General features: G+C 43.9%; 13 protein-coding genes. 4 read left to right on the top strand and 9 right to left on the bottom strand.

The window, feature by feature from the left end:
* Positions 1-15: 15 nt before the first annotated feature.
* Positions 16-2481 carry an OstA-like protein gene (locus ACSBL2_RS02390; protein WP_442590086.1) on the top strand — a complete coding sequence of 822 codons (2466 nt, stop codon included), beginning with the start codon at positions 16-18 and terminating at the stop codon, positions 2479-2481.
* On the opposite strand, the gene rdgB is transcribed toward ACSBL2_RS02390, so the two are convergent.
* On the bottom strand, positions 2450-3031 hold the full coding sequence (rdgB, locus tag ACSBL2_RS02385) for an RdgB/HAM1 family non-canonical purine NTP pyrophosphatase (RefSeq protein ID WP_442590085.1): 582 nt from the start codon (positions 3029-3031) through the stop codon (positions 2450-2452). The two genes, ACSBL2_RS02390 and rdgB, sit on opposite strands and share 32 nt — an antisense overlap.
* Positions 3028-3627: a hypothetical protein gene (locus ACSBL2_RS02380; protein ID WP_442590084.1), complete on the bottom strand. Its 600-nt coding sequence runs from the start codon at positions 3625-3627 to the stop codon at positions 3028-3030. Before ACSBL2_RS02380 ends, rdgB begins: the two co-directional genes overlap by 4 nt.
* Before the next feature lie 110 nt (positions 3628-3737).
* Between ACSBL2_RS02380 and ACSBL2_RS02375 the strand changes: the two genes are divergently transcribed.
* From ACSBL2_RS02375 to ACSBL2_RS02365, 3 genes are all read left to right on the top strand, one after another.
* Positions 3738-4325, top strand: coding sequence for a hypothetical protein (locus tag ACSBL2_RS02375; protein ID WP_442590083.1), 588 nt, complete (start codon positions 3738-3740; stop codon positions 4323-4325).
* Between the two features lie 64 nt (positions 4326-4389).
* Positions 4390-5763, top strand: a complete 1374-nt coding sequence (locus tag ACSBL2_RS02370; RefSeq protein ID WP_442590082.1) for a peptidylprolyl isomerase — start codon at positions 4390-4392, stop codon at positions 5761-5763.
* Between the two features lie 3 nt (positions 5764-5766).
* A complete protein-coding gene (locus tag ACSBL2_RS02365) occupies positions 5767-6729 on the top strand; it encodes an AAA family ATPase (protein ID WP_442590081.1) in 963 nt (320 codons plus the stop codon).
* 50 nt (positions 6730-6779) lie between these two features.
* Here ACSBL2_RS02365 and ACSBL2_RS02360 read toward each other — a convergent pair whose 3' ends face one another.
* From ACSBL2_RS02360 to mutL, 7 genes are all read right to left on the bottom strand, one after another.
* Positions 6780-7655, bottom strand: a complete 876-nt coding sequence (locus ACSBL2_RS02360) for a glycerophosphodiester phosphodiesterase family protein (RefSeq protein ID WP_442590080.1) — start codon at positions 7653-7655, stop codon at positions 6780-6782.
* Positions 7656-7799: 144 nt separating this feature from the next.
* A complete protein-coding gene (locus ACSBL2_RS02355; RefSeq protein WP_442590079.1) occupies positions 7800-8654 on the bottom strand; it encodes a YybH family protein in 855 nt (284 codons plus the stop codon).
* 36 nt (positions 8655-8690) lie between these two features.
* The gene (cysS, locus tag ACSBL2_RS02350; RefSeq protein ID WP_442590078.1) at positions 8691-10151 is read right to left on the bottom strand and encodes a cysteine--tRNA ligase; all 1461 of its coding nucleotides are present in this window, start codon (positions 10149-10151) and stop codon (positions 8691-8693) included.
* 68 nt (positions 10152-10219) lie between these two features.
* Positions 10220-11329, bottom strand: a complete 1110-nt coding sequence (locus tag ACSBL2_RS02345; protein ID WP_442590077.1) for an endonuclease/exonuclease/phosphatase family protein — start codon at positions 11327-11329, stop codon at positions 10220-10222.
* Positions 11330-11393: 64 nt separating this feature from the next.
* Complete coding sequence (locus ACSBL2_RS02340) at positions 11394-12260, bottom strand: rhomboid family intramembrane serine protease (RefSeq protein WP_442590076.1); 867 nt, start codon at positions 12258-12260, stop codon at positions 11394-11396.
* Positions 12253-12993, bottom strand: coding sequence for a rhomboid family intramembrane serine protease (locus tag ACSBL2_RS02335; RefSeq protein WP_442590075.1), 741 nt, complete (start codon positions 12991-12993; stop codon positions 12253-12255). Before ACSBL2_RS02335 ends, ACSBL2_RS02340 begins: the two co-directional genes overlap by 8 nt.
* Before the next feature lie 5 nt (positions 12994-12998).
* Entirely contained in the window at positions 12999-14858 is a 1860-nt protein-coding gene (gene mutL / locus ACSBL2_RS02330) for a DNA mismatch repair endonuclease MutL (RefSeq protein ID WP_442590074.1), read from the bottom strand.
* Between the last annotated feature and the right edge of the window lie 33 nt (positions 14859-14891).

Raw genomic sequence — 14891 nt, 5'->3', positions numbered from 1 at the left:
AACTACCTTTGTAAAGTGCAAAAATTACACATTTTCCATAAAATGAATCCCCAAAGCCACATCACTGTCGCTACAGTTGTGCCGCAGTCTATCCCCTCCCCTTTATTGCTGGTATTTAGCCTGTGCCTGTTTCTTTTTAGTCTTCCAAATAGCGTCTCTGCACAGAAAAAAACAAAGATCATCCTGCAAGGATCAGATAAAAGCAGAACTTTGGTTAAAGAAGATATCACCTATTTGAGAAAACCCATTTTCAGACAGGACAATGCCATTTTAACCTGTGACAGTGCCGTCTTCTATAGTGCAAAAAATTACTTTGAGGCTTACGACAATGTACACATTAATCAAGCAGACACGATAAATATTTATTCCGACCGGCTTACTTATGATGGCAATGCGAAATTGGCACACCTGACCAGCAATGTCCGCTTACAGGACAAAACGTCTACCCTAACCACCAATACCCTCGATTATAACATGGGGCCAAAAGTAGGCACTTATGTTGATGGTGGAAAAATTGTCAACAAAGACGCTACCATCACCAGTAAAAATGGTTACTATTTTGCCAACTCCAGGGATGCCTATTTCCGTTACAATGTCCTCGTGGTCACGGAACAAAGTACGATTAAGTCAGATACCTTAAGGTACAATACCTTCAGCAACTGGGCATATTTTTATGGCCCTACAAATATCAAGGAAAAAGACGGTAACCTGTATACAGAGAACGGCGCTTACAATACCAAAACGACCTATGCCTATTTTGGGAAGAAAAACCTGTACACCTCCGGAAGTCGCTCGCTGAAAGGGGATAGTTTATATTATGACGGTATTGCAGGTTATGGAAAGGCGGTCAGGAATATTGTTTTCCGGGATACAGTAGATAAGATGCTGATGCGTGGCCAACTTGGATATTATTATAAAAAGGACCAGCGTACCCTCGTTACAAAAAATGCCTATGCCGGTTTAGGGACGACAGATTCTATCCTTGTGGATGGCGTAAAACAGCCCGACAGTCTCTGGCTCGGAGCCGATACCCTGGAAACCCAGATGGTCTTACAGAAATCGCTGACCCTGCTGAGGGGACCGGTAATTAAGGCCGACAATGAACTCGGTGAGGAAAAACGCGATGCTTCCGTCGGCTTAGGAAAAGAAAAGACCCCGAAACCAGGGAATACAGGCGGCCCTAAGAATGGCAGACCTGCAGATACGCCATTGAATAAAGCCAACGGACAGGCCAAAAGAAATCCTGCTGATGACAAGAAAAAAAACAAGGCTGACAACAAATTATCCGTTGATGAACCTGCTATTCTTCCACCATGGATCAAGGAAAGCTCCATCAAACCAGATAGTATAACCCTGGCAGATACTTTGGCTAAACTCGATTCACTCCATGCACTGGCAAAAGATTCCCTTAAAATAAAACAAGGTACCACGAATGCAAAGGCCACAGCACAGAAAGGAAAAGGTACTCCGGTAAAGGCGGTACCAGATTCCCTGAAAGGTAAAACGCAACTTAAACCTATAGCTAAAGGCGGACAAAAATCAACGGCTAAAGATAGTTTACCGCTGAATCCCGCCGACACTATTCTTACCCGTATCATCAAGGCTTATCATCATGTTCAGGTCTATAAATCAAACATGCAGGCCAAGTCAGATTCCCTGTTTTATACCAGTGCCGATTCCACCTTGCGCTGGTACGTCAACCCTATCATGTGGGCACAGAACTCGCAGCAAACCGGAGATACCATATATTTACAGTTAAGGAACAAAAAGGTGAATTCTGTACAGGTCATCCGCAATGCTTTTGCAGTGAACGTAGAAAAGGATTCTGCGAAATTCAACCAGGTCAAAGGGAAAATGATGACCGGATTTTTCAAAGAAGGAAAACTGGACCTGATGTATGTCGACGGAAATGCAGAGTCGGTTTATTATACAAAAACAGATGATGGTAAAAAGTATGATAAAATGAACCAGACCATCAGCAGCAGGATTAAAGTAACTTTTAGAAATAGCGATATTTCAGAAGTGATGACGATTAAGGATGCCGAAGGACTGAGTAAGCCAGTGGCTGAAATGAAGGAGGATGTACTCCTGACCGGCTTTATATGGAAACCGGAACTCCGCCCGCTTTCCAAACGGGACATTACCCATCCGAAATCGAGCGCAGCAGCCAAGAAACCTGCAGCAAAAACAGGCAAAAAACCTGCAACAGCAAAAGCCGGTGCAGTGAAGGCCGCTGCGGGAAAAGCAGCTCCAATAAAGTCTGCGGTACCTAAAATACCCCTGTCGGCTAAGGACCTGAGCGATCCCTCTGGACTCGGCAAGAAATTAAAAAGCACCACCGACAGCCTGATCAAGTCAGGCGTAAACCCGGTAGATTCCATTCCTGCAGAAATTCAGGACGCTGCAAAAAAGGCAATTCCAGGGGTACTTCAAAAAGTTGATTCCCTGACTAAACAGCCCGTGATTTTAAAAAAGCAATAAGTTTCTGCATGGCCAGGGCCCTGTGGCTGATCTCATTCTTTTGCGACAAGTCCATTTCCGCAAAGGTAATGTCATATCCATCAGGCTGGAAAATTGGGTCATAGCCAAAACCATTGGTGCCTGCAGCAGTCTCCCTGATTGTACCATTGATCAGTCCTTCAAAAAGGAAACGCTCGTTATTCAGGATCAGGGAAATGACCGTACGGAACCTGGCTTTGCGATGGCTCAGCCCTTCCATTTTTTGCAAGACCAGGGCCAGGTTTGCCGCATCACCCCGCTCTCCTGCATATCTGGCTGAAAATATTCCAGGTTCATTGTTCAGCGCCTCCACTTCCAGTCCGCTGTCATCGGCAAAACAGTCGAGATGAAAATTCTCCGTCACATAACTGCTCTTCAGTTCCGCATTTCCGGCAAAAGTATCAGCCGTCTCAGGGATCTCAGTATCACATCCTATATCAGTCAGGTTAAGCACTTCATAACGGCCCTCAAGCATTGCCCGGACTTCCTTTGTTTTATATTGATTGTGTGTTGCAAATACTAATCTGCTCATATAGATAATTGTTTAAGGCTTCCCCATAAAGTTTTCTTCCCCTGCTGATCCACTGCCAGCAGGTCCAGGTTATCAGAAAAAACAAGTTGTGTACTGCCTTCCATCACCAGCGTATTGCGCGAACACTCCTGTAAACCAAGCTGGACAGGAGTTACGCCAAATGCAAGCACCAGGTTACAGGAAAAAAAACTCCTGAATTCACTGAACTGTGCCTGCTCATAACCGGAATAATTCACCAGGGCAAAATCGCTGGCAGACAACTGAATAGCCTTTACCAGATTACGCAATAGCTCCCTTCCCCTTTCCGTACTCACCTCATAACCCTGGTCATTTACCAGGATAAGTACCTTCTTCTGATTTTTACCGACATATTTAAAGACAGTATCCTGCACTGCCGGAGAAGGCGTTACCGGAACACTCATGCCGGGTATCGACGGAGTAACAGCAGCTTCGGCCGCTTTGATTACCGGCGCAGCCACCTGATCCGGCGCAGGCTCCTGAACAGGAGCAGGAATTGCATCTCCAGCCACCAGGTAGACCTCATCAGTAAAAAACATCCTTAGTGCAGCTGCATTATCGGCCAGTTCTATGCCCATTATGTATCGTTTTACAGGTAATCATTTTTGTGTTAAAATTAGTTAAATATCTCCTAATAGTGCCTTAAATTGTTACTTTTATACCTTAAAAATACCCTAGTACACCTTTTGTGAGAAAAATCTGCTGTATTACAATTCTCTTTTTTTCCTGTGCTGGTGCTGTGGCACAAAGCATTGCAGTAATCAATGGCAGTCCGATAAGCCAAAGGGAATTTATATGGATTTACCAGAAACACCGTCCCGGAAACGCTAAGGTGACAGCCACACAACTGATTTCATTTTTAAATATCTATATCGATTTCAAGCTTAAAGTGATTGACGCACGCGAACAGGGAATGGACAAAGACAGTACCTACCTTGCCGAAGTACAAAACTATGAACAGGCATTCCGGTCTTCGGCACCAGTAAACATGCTGCAGACAGATTACCAGCTGGTGATGAATGAGTACAAAGAAGCCCTTTTGCTGTTCAACATTTCAGAAAAAAAGGTTTGGGATACCATAAGTGACACAGGAGACAGCATCTATAATTATTACATTTCCCATTCATCGGACTATAATGGTGCAGCCTATGAAGAGGTCAAAAGTGAGGTCGCAGCCGATTACCAGCAGCATCTGGAATGCGACTGGGTGACAGGCCTGAGGAACAAATACAAGGTAACCATTGATCAAAATGCAGTGATGAAGCTGATTCGATAATACAGCTACATAAATCATTGAATAATAGTAAATTTGCAAAGAATATATAATTGAAGAAAGTATAATGAAGAAAGTGTTATTGATGGCAAGCGGATTTCTCTTCTTGTTTTTAAATGGTCAGGCCCAAACGAAAAGCGTAGATAAAGTAATTGCAGTGCTTGGCAGTGATGTAATTTTATTATCCGAGCTTAACCAGCAATATGTCATGTACCTTAACTCCGGTAATCCACCGGATGAGCGGGTAAAATGCTATTATTTGCAGCAGATGCTGGTGACACATTTACTGAAACAACAGGCAGAAATTGACTCAGTCATGGTTGATGACCAGCAGGTAGACGAAGAACTGGACCGCAGGATGCGTTACCAGATCCAGCGTGCCGGTGGTCAGGACAGGCTGGAAGAATTCCTGAACCGTTCCGTATTACAATATAAAGATGAACTGAGACCGGATGTAAAAGACCAGCTGCAGGCCAATAAGATGCAGGGAACAATTACACAGAAGGTAAGTATAACCCCTTCTGAGGTTCAGAAATATTTCGATTCTTATAAAAAAGACAGTTTACCTGATATCCCTACAGAATTTGAGGTGGGAGAAATTGTATTGCACCCTGATCTTACAAAAGCAGAAAAACAACGCTTTTTAGATAAGCTGGATGCGATCAGGTTACGTGTGAAAAGTGGTGAAGATTTCGCCTTTTTAGCAAAAACATATTCTGAAGATCCGGGTTCTGCCCCTGAGGGTGGAGACTTGGGTTTCTTTGACCGCTCTACAATGGCCAAAGAATTCACTGCAAATGCCTTTAAACTGAAACCCGGAGAATTGTCACAGGTATTTGAAACGGAATTCGGATTCCATATTCTACAGGTAATTGAACGCAGGGGTGAGCAGGTACATGCCCGCCATATCCTGATCCGTCCGCAAAATACACCCCAAAGTATGGACAGGCTGAAATTACATGCCGACAGTATCTATAACAGCCTGGTAAAAAAAGAAATCACTTTCTCTACTGCAGCATCCCTGTTCTCAGCAGACAAACAATCAAAATACAATGGTGGAATGGTCTTGTATTCGGAAGACCAGAGTGCAAGGACAACATTCATCCCGGCAGATAAACTGGATCCTAAAGTATTCGTCGTTGTGGATACCATGAAAGTCGGAGAATTCTCTAAACCTGTACCTTTTACAGGTGCTGATGGCAAGGAAGGTTATAAAATCGTTCTGCTCAAATCTAAAATTGCACCACATAAAGGTAACCTGGACCAGGATTATACTAAATTCAAAGATAAGGCACAGGAGCAAAAAGTTCAGCGTGTCATGAGCGAGTGGTTCGAAAAAAGAAGAAAAAGTACGTACATTCGGATTGACGATGATTATAAGGATTGCAATGAATTAAAAGACTGGATTCAGCAAACCCCTGCTACACAAGAAACAAAGTAAAATATGCCATACCCTAACGACATAGCGGCAGTAGATGCCCTCCATCAATCTTTTAATGATATTAAGAATGAAATTGGAAAAGTCGTTATCGGACAGGATGACGTAGTGAAATCGGTACTCATTTCGATTTTCAGCAACGGACACTGCTTGTTGGTAGGCGTACCCGGATTAGCCAAAACGCTTTTGGTACAAACGGTAGCCAATGTGCTTGATCTGGAATTTAACAGAATACAGTTTACCCCCGATCTGATGCCCGGTGACATTATCGGCACAGAAATTTTAGGAGAAGACAGGAACTTTAAATTTATTAAAGGCCCTGTCTTTTCTAATATTATCCTGGCGGATGAAATCAACAGGACACCGCCTAAAACCCAGGCTGCACTGCTTGAAGCCATGCAGGAGAAATCCATTACTGCAGCTGGTCATAAACATATACTTCCAAAACCTTTCTTCGTACTGGCTACACAAAACCCGATAGAACAGGAGGGTACTTACCCCCTGCCTGAAGCACAGCTGGACCGTTTTATGTTTAATGTATTGCTTACCTATCCTACTTTTGCTGATGAACTGACCATTGTTAAAAATACAACCAGCAATACCGAGGTCCATCTGAAGAAAATCATCAATGCTGAGCAGATCCAGTATTTTCAGAAACTGATCAGGAATATTCCTGTAACTGACCATGTACTGGAATATGCCGTAAAGTTAACAGGAAAAACCCGTCCCGGCACGGCGCTGGCAACAGCAGAAGTCAACCAGTACATCAGCTGGGGAGCTGGCCCCAGGGCCTCTCAGTTCCTTGTCGTGGGTGCCAAATGCCATGCCGCCATATCAGGCAAGTACTCCCCGGATATTGAAGATGTACAGGCTGTGGCCGAAGCGATCCTCCGCCACAGGATTGTAAGGAATTACCGCGCTGAAGCGGAAGGCCTGTCCGTAGAGAAACTGATTAAAAACCTGTTTTAAATTCCCAACAGCCCCTCCGCTGTTTTTTTCATTCCCGTCAAGGAAATAGCTTATTTCTGAGGGACAAACAGGTTCGGATAATCGGTAATGATCCCATCCACACCAAGACCAATCATATAATCCATATCCTTCCGGCTGTTCACCGTCCATGGAATGATTTTTATGCCCGCAGCATGGCAGCGGTCAACCAAACCCTTCCCTACCAGAACCGAATAAGGACTGTACACGGCAGGGGTATACCCCAGTTGCTTGATATTGTTCTCGAAATCTTCTTTTTCATCTATCATCAGGGCCGTTTTAAGCTTGGGATAATGTGCATGAACATATTGTAGGGCGCGGACGTCAAACGACTGTATGGTAGTTCTTTTAGCGATCTTTTTTGCATTGATGACCTCCAGAACAAGCTGTGAGAATTCGGCTGGCTCCGGGTGAAATACCTGATCACCATTACGGATAGTTTTAATCTCTATGGCATACATCGGTTTAGACAGTTGATGTCTTTTTGCGTACCGCTCAACAGAATCAATCACATCAGCCAGGAGAGGCTTGTGGGCTATGTATTTTTGCTGACCAGGAAATCGGCTATGTATTTTCGTACCCACATCAAACTTTTTGATCTCTTCATAGGTCATTTCAAACATATTGTAGTTCTTCTCTTCCTTCAATGAAATGGCTTTCCCTGAGGGGTTGAGACTGATCTCATGGTTAAAATAGGGTTCATGTGAAAGTACCACCTGCCTGTCTTTCGAAATCACGACATTCATTCCCAGCGTAGTTGCGCCAAGATCCAGCGCCCGGTACATGGAAGGAATCGTATTTTCAGGGGCGAGTCCCCTTGCCCCCCTGTGTCCCTGTTTCTCAAACTGCTGTGCCTGCCCCTGCAGACTGATCAATATCACGGCTAGTACCAATATACTTTTTCTCATGGTCAATTTCATATGGCAAAAATAACGGTTAAATAAAATCCTGTATCATAAAAATAGGGTTTCCAAACTATCCGTTCAAAAACCCCATTTCATTTATGCAGCCCAATAGGCTTTATGTAGTATAGCTATCCATTTTTCCATTCCCTATTCTCCAACAGGTGAATAAATCTGCTGAATCAGGTTCCAGTTATGGTCAGGCTGTCGTTCGTAGATAAAGACATAATTGAAGCTTTCCCTTAAATCCGTACGGTAATCAATAGTGGCTACCCCATACGTATAAGCCAGGTCTCCACCGGAAGCTTTATCTGCCAGTGTAGTTTTAAAGGAGATCTTACTGACCATCCCATTATAAAAGGCAATTGCTTTATCTTTTCCAATCACAGGTTCCAGACCAGGGAAAACAACACGTACATCCGGATTTAAAAATCCGCCAATAGCGGCTACACCATAAGATTTCAGGGTAGCGCCCATGGTTTTTTCCGTGGTATAAATAATCTCCCTTCCGGCAGCCATTTGTTTCTCACCGGCAAATATGGGTTTAAAATAATCTTTAGGCTCCTTAAAAACAGGAGTTACTTTCTGAAGAGGCTTATTGTGTTCCGTCCCCAGATCAAGCACCAGTTCCCATTTACTGCCATTGGCTTTCCATACCGACAGGTACTGGCCATAGACAGTTTTTTCCCCATCCATGGTAAATGCGCCGGTCGTATACCCCCAGTCACCGCTGCGCGATACCTGGGCATAGGAAGGTTCCCAGCTTACCTTACCCTCCACAGGGTGTGTGGCATAATATGCCTTTATCTTTATGGGATTAGGCCTGAATAAAATGGCATCATTGGCACTATTCGCATGGAAGGCCGATTTTAGTCCATGTTTTGCGGCGCTCTCTGCAAATTCTCTATCTGCATTCACCAGCGAATTTGTTGAACCGCCAGTACGCTGGGCATAGGCTCCGAACGCTAATGATGCCGCCATAATGGTGCAAAGAAATCTATTCATTATCATTTTAAAATTAGTATGCGCATTCATCCCCTATTACATTTTATTCCATGTAGTACCTTCCTTGCTGTCCTTCAGCTGGATACCAATTTCCTGCAGACCAATGCGGATCTTATCAGATGTAGCATAATCTTTATTCTCTTTTGCACTCTTACGGATATCGATAACCATGTCCAGTACCGCATTCAATTCATTGTTTGACGTCTCTTCATCTTTCAGGCCAAAAACTTCCTGTACAAAATCCTGCATCAGTGCTTTCAGTTTATCCAGTTCCGGAGCGGTAATACTTCCCTTTCCATCATAAACAGTATTGATAATCCGTGCTGCTTCAAAAAGTTCGGCAATCACTACAGGACTGTTAAAGTCATCATTCATTGCTTTCAGACAGTTCTCCCTAATCGGATCAATATCAAATTCCCCGTTCGCTGAAGGAACCAGTTTATCCAGCAGGCTTAAAGAATTCATCAATCTCCTGAAACCTTTCTCTGAGGCATCCAGTGCTTCATTAGAGAAATCCAATGTACTGCGGTAATGCGCCTGGAGCATAAAAAACTTCACCGTCATCGGACTATAGCCCTTTGTCAGCAAAGGGTGGTCCCCGCTGAACAATTGCAATGGCATAAACCCATTGCCGGCAGTTTTAGACATCCTGGAGCCATTCACGGTAAGCATATTGGTATGCATCCAGTATTTAGCAGGGTGTTTATGGTAACAGGCTTCCGACTGTGCAATCTCATTGGTATGGTGTGTTGCAGCCAGGTCCATCCCTCCGCCATGGATATCGAACTCCTCTCCCAGGTATTTGGCACTCATTGCGGAACACTCAATGTGCCATCCGGGGAAACCTACACCCCATGGTGAATTCCAGCGCATCAGTGTTTCTGGTTTGGCTTTAATCCATAACGCAAAATCAAGACGGCCACGCTTCTCATCCTGTCCGCCCAGTTCCCTGGTATTGGCCATCATATCCTCAAGGTTACGGTTGGTCAATACCGTATAATTATAGGTCTTACTGTATTTCTCTACATCAAAATAAACCGTACCGTTCACCTCATAGGCATAACCATTGGCAATGATCTCCTGGATCATATCAATCTGCTCAATAATATGTCCCGTAGCGGTAGGCTCTATACTTGGCGGCAGGGTATTGAACATACGCAACACATCATGGAAACCCAGCGTATACTTCTGCACAATTTCCATCGGTTCCAGTTGCTCCAGTTTCGCACGTTTGGCAAACTTATCGTCTCCTTCATCACGGTCCCCTTCCAGATGGCCTGCGTCGGTAATATTGCGCACATACCTTACCTTATACCCCAGGTATTTTAAATACCTGAAAATTAAATCAAATGAAATAAAGGTACGGCAGTTCCCCAGGTGTACATCACTGTAAACAGTAGGTCCGCACACATACATCCCAACATGGGATCCGTTCAGGGGTTCAAAAACTTCTTTCTTACGCGTAAGCGTATTGTATAGCTGTAAGCCTTCTTTCATTGGTATATTTATATTAAAACCCGGCGCAAAAAATGGCCTGGTCACAAAGGTAAAAATTTGAAGGTATATTAATTAATCCTTAAGTCACTTCTTACCGGGAAATGGTCTGATAACTTTGTCTCAATAATCCGGTGATTGACCACCTGTATATCCTTAGTGACAGAGATATAGTCAATCTGAAAGTTAGGAAATTTTCCGTTATAGGTACGTCCCAGCCCGGTTCCTTCTGCAACAAAAGTGTTATTGAGCGGTTTTGTCATTTGCGTAACCGCATAAGATGCAGGGGTATCGTTAAAATCGCCTGCAATCAGATAGGGAATTTCACAGGTCGCCAGGTGTTCCTTCATCTGGTCCACCTGTGCACTGCGTTTCTTAAATGCTGTTTTCAGCATCCTGAGGATTCTTTTCGCAGGGGTAAGTTCTGTGTCTATCTTTTCCTTCACCTTGTCCAGATAGGTATAATCCTGCTTATCAAAAGATATGGATTGAAAATGTACGTTATAGACCCTGACCTTCTTTTTGCCAATCATCACATCAACATAAATACTTTCATTTCCGGTAGTGTTATTCTCAAAAGAGATATGGCCTTTATCCACAATCGGGTACCGGGAAAAAATGGCCAGTCCGTGTGCTTCATAGTTATTCTCTCCTGTAGGCTGGAAATAGTAATTTTTAGTTTTCAGAATTTTCTTCAGGCTGTCTATCGTATCAAAAGAACCTTTACGCCTGCTGTAATATTCCTGAAAGCAGATGATATCCGGATTTTCATTGCCCACCAGGGCCAGCATCTGCTGTTTTACCGATTCATTATTTTCTTCTCCGTAAGGTTTAAAGCTGTGTACATTATAGGTCATCATTCTCACCAGACTGGGATCAGCCTTTGGCCCCTCACCCCTTTCCCCCACAAAACCTACTGTAGCAATTAAGGCATGCCATCCGCTTACAATAATTCCTGCAGTCAGCAATGCGAATATCCAGCGTTTGCCCAACAGCCATAAAACAATCATGACCGCATTCAACAGCAGGAAAAACGGATAGGCCAATCCAAAAAAAGCAATCAGGATATAATCTCTGGGATCCAGTTTTCCGGCAAGAATGCCCAATACCAAACAAATGGCCAGCACTACCGCAATAAACAATTGTAATTTACCCAAAAAAGTCAGTTTCCGTTTCTTCATTAAATCTACCCGCTAAACATCCCAAACTAAACCTGTAGTTCCCTGAACAATATACTGCAGGCTACTAATTTTTACTCGCTTTGAACAAAGTCTCCTTTTCTGCTTTGCTTAACTTATTGTATCCTGATTTTGAAATCTTATCCAGGATAATATCCACCTCCTTCTGGTTCACCGCATCAGCCTTAGCCTTTGTCGACGGCCTTCCCGTATCATTCTTCACCACTTTCAGCTTCGGCTTTTTCTTCAGCCAGCTGCTCCAGTCCTTTCCGTTCTGCAACAGTTTAATATAGACAAATCCCAGCAAAGCACCACCAAGATGTGCAAAACTTCCCCCTGCATTGGTAGAAGCCAGGCTAATCACATCCAGCACCACATAGGCAATAATGAGGTACCTGAGTTTAATATTTCCGATCAGCAACAAGCGCATCGAATAGTCTGGCACCAGGGTTGTGGTCGCCACCGCAATAGCCATTACAGAAGCCGATGAACCGATCACATTGGCAAAAGGAACACTGGAAGCAAATACTGGAATCACGTTGTAAGCCAGCAGGAAAAACAAGGCCCCAACTATTCCTCCACTGATATATACGAAATGAAACTGCCGCGGTTTGAGGAAATCCATAAAGATTCTGCCAATCCAGAACAGCCACAACATATTAAACAGCACATGGAAAAGTCCCTCATGAAAAAATTGATACGTGAGAATAGTGTAAAAGCGTTCCGGTAATCTCGGAATGGCAGCCGGAAAAGCGAAATACTCCCGCACATAATCCAGGAACCTGACACTGGTATTCCCTGCAAGGAAATAGGTCACCCCAAATAAAGCCACCGCAACAAATACAATGGTATTAATTCCAATATAAAGAAATACAGGATCCCCTGAACGGAAAACCTTATACTTCAGGTCTTCAAAAACATTTTTCCTACTCATAATAATCGTAAAAAGTATTTTTATTCTTATCGTTCCATATTTTCACCAGGATAAATCCGATCAGGGCACCGCCGAGGTGTGCAAAGTGGGCTACAGAATCCCCCTTGAACTGTGCCGCCCCCAGGAATAGCTCAATGAGAATGTAAACAGGAATGATATATTTTGCTTTCACCGGTACCGGGATGAACATGATCATCAGCTCGGCATTGGGATACAGCATCCCAAAAGCAACAAGCAATCCGAATACAGCACCTGAGGCACCGATCATCCCTCCAAAATAAGTCCCGGCCAAAGTAGAGGCCTGACTTTCATTGTAGACCGCAGGATTATACTGTCCCTGTTTGAGCAACTCCAGCGGAATAATATCATGCGCTATCGGTGTTCCGGTAATGTGGTACACTTCGAAGGCCTGTACTCCCCATTGCAAGGCCAGGGCACCCAAGCCGGTAATCAGGTAAAAATTGATAAAGCGCTTGGATCCCCATCTGGATTCCAGAATTGACCCGAAGGAATACAGGGCAAACATGTTAAACAGGATATGCATAAAATCATTGTGCATAAACATATAGGTAATCGGCTGCCAGATGCTAAAATTCGGAGAATCGAAATAATAGGCCCCCAGATACTGGTCCAGATCTATACCTTTCGATCGCAGCACATACTTCGCTACGAAAAAGAGCACATTTATAATCAGCAGGTTCTTTACAATAGGTGGTATATAAATGTTATTCATCTTTTCTATTTATCAAATTTCTTATCTACTTCCATCATCGTCATCGTTTGGATCACAGGTTTGCCACTGATACTAAAATTAGGCATTTTACAAGCAAAAAGTTGTTCAATCAACATATTCATCTCTTCCTGCCCTAAAACGGCACCGCTTTTTATGGCACTGTTCCTCGCCATACTTCTGGCCAGTGCATCTCTTTTATCAAGCTTCAGTTCCTGCTGGGAGTTTTTAAACCCCTCAATCAAATGTTCAAAAAGCTGTGTTTCATTCACCTGGTTACTTCCCAGGTCGACCGGAATTCCCTCAATCACCAGGGTATTCCTGCCAAATTCCCGCACTTCGAAGCCCAGGCTCTTGATGTCATCCAGCAAACTCTTCGCCAGTTCATAGTCATTGGGACTCAACGTAACGGTCTGCGGAAACAAACTCTGCTGTGAAGCACCCTTCCTATCCTCCAGGTTCGCACTGAAGCGTTCGTATAAAATACGCTCATGCGCAGCCTGCTGGTCAATTAACATCAGGCCCGATTTAATTTGCGAGATGATATACCTGTTGTGCAGTTGCATCAGCTGCTTTTGCACCGGGGCATATTTCGCTTCCGGCCCATTGCCAGGCAGTTCCATAGACACCTGTTCTACCGGTTTATGGGCAGCAATCTCATATAGGGAGCCCCAGTTTTTTGTAGACTGGTCCTTTGTTTCATGGTTACGGAAGGAAGGATAATTTTTCTCCTCTTCGGCTTTAGCATTGCTATTGTCACTAAAAGGATTAAAATCCGGATTGAAGCTGATGCTGGGCGGAATAATCTCATCCGGAGCCTTATGGCTGATCATGCCGCTAAAGGCAGTTTCCTGGTCAAAATCGATCGTTGGACTGATATTATAGCGTCCCAGGGAACGTTTTACGGCCGAATGGATGATCGCATAAATGGACTTTTCATCCAGGTATTTGATCTCTGTCTTCGTCGGGTGGACATTCACGTCGATCTTCGAGGGGTCGATATCAATAAACAACACATACAAGGGAAAATTCTCTTCAGCGAGCAGGTCTTCATACGCCTTATTCACCGCGTGATTAAGATAGGCATCCTTTATAAAACGGTTATTGACAAAGAAAAACTGTTCGCCCCTGGTTTTTTTTGCAAAGGCAGGTTTGCCGATAAAGCCTTTGAGGTTAATAATCGTCGTATCTTCCTCCACCGGGATCAGGCGTTCATTGTAATTGTTTCCGAAAAGGTGCACTATCCGCTGTTTCAGGGGAGATACAGGCAGCCTGAAAATCTCCATTCCATCATGGTGCAGACTAAAGGCAATATTCGGGTGTGCCAGCGAAACGCGCTGAAATTCATCGATGATATGGCGCATTTCTGCGGGGTTGCTTTTCAGGAAATTCCTTCTTGCAGGTGTATTATAAAATAAGTTTTTTATACAAATACTGGTTCCTTCCGGCGTAGCCACAGGTTCCTGTTTAATTACGGTAGATCCTTCAATCTCGATCAGTGTACCCAGTTCATCTTCATAACGACGGGTTTTTAACTCCACCTGCGCAATGGCAGCAATGGAAGCCATCGCTTCCCCGCGGAAGCCCATGGTGCGGATCGCAAAGAGATCTTCAGCTTTCCTGACCTTTGAGGTCGCATGGCGCTCGAAACACATCCTGGCATCAGTAATACTCATCCCGCAGCCATTATCGATCACCTGAATCAAGGCCTTACCAGCATCTTTAAGAATCAGCTGTATTTTATTCGCCCCCGCGTCTATCGCATTCTCCATCAATTCCTTTATGGCCGATGCAGGTCGCTGAACTACCTCTCCGGCAGCAATTTGATTCGCAACACTTTCGGGTAAAAGTTGTATTATATCTGACATTTATTTCCTTGGTAAAGGTCGCTAATTTAACGA

This window comes from Pedobacter sp. AW31-3R, assembly GCF_052180285.1.
Lineage (GTDB): Bacteria > Bacteroidota > Bacteroidia > Sphingobacteriales > Sphingobacteriaceae > Pedobacter.
This window is presented reverse-complemented; position numbering and strand designations above follow the sequence as displayed.

Bases quoted from the DNA above. Each gene is read 5' to 3' on its own strand.
- rdgB (WP_442590085.1), bottom strand. From the start codon at position 3,031: ATGAGCAGATTAGTATTTGCAACACACAATCAATATAAAACAAAGGAA.
- ACSBL2_RS02380 (WP_442590084.1), bottom strand. From the start codon at position 3,627: ATGGGCATAGAACTGGCCGATAATGCAGCTGCACTAAGGATGTTTTTT.
- ACSBL2_RS02370 (WP_442590082.1), top strand. From the start codon at position 4,390: ATGAAGAAAGTGTTATTGATGGCAAGCGGATTTCTCTTCTTGTTTTTA.
- ACSBL2_RS02365 (WP_442590081.1), top strand. From the start codon at position 5,767: ATGCCATACCCTAACGACATAGCGGCAGTAGATGCCCTCCATCAATCT.
- ACSBL2_RS02360 (WP_442590080.1), bottom strand. From the start codon at position 7,655: ATGAGAAAAAGTATATTGGTACTAGCCGTGATATTGATCAGTCTGCAG.
- ACSBL2_RS02355 (WP_442590079.1), bottom strand. From the start codon at position 8,654: ATGAATAGATTTCTTTGCACCATTATGGCGGCATCATTAGCGTTCGGA.
- cysS (WP_442590078.1), bottom strand. From the start codon at position 10,151: ATGAAAGAAGGCTTACAGCTATACAATACGCTTACGCGTAAGAAAGAA.
- ACSBL2_RS02345 (WP_442590077.1), bottom strand. From the start codon at position 11,329: ATGAAGAAACGGAAACTGACTTTTTTGGGTAAATTACAATTGTTTATT.
- ACSBL2_RS02340 (WP_442590076.1), bottom strand. From the start codon at position 12,260: ATGAGTAGGAAAAATGTTTTTGAAGACCTGAAGTATAAGGTTTTCCGT.
- ACSBL2_RS02335 (WP_442590075.1), bottom strand. From the start codon at position 12,993: ATGAATAACATTTATATACCACCTATTGTAAAGAACCTGCTGATTATA.
- mutL (WP_442590074.1), bottom strand. From the start codon at position 14,858: ATGTCAGATATAATACAACTTTTACCCGAAAGTGTTGCGAATCAAATT.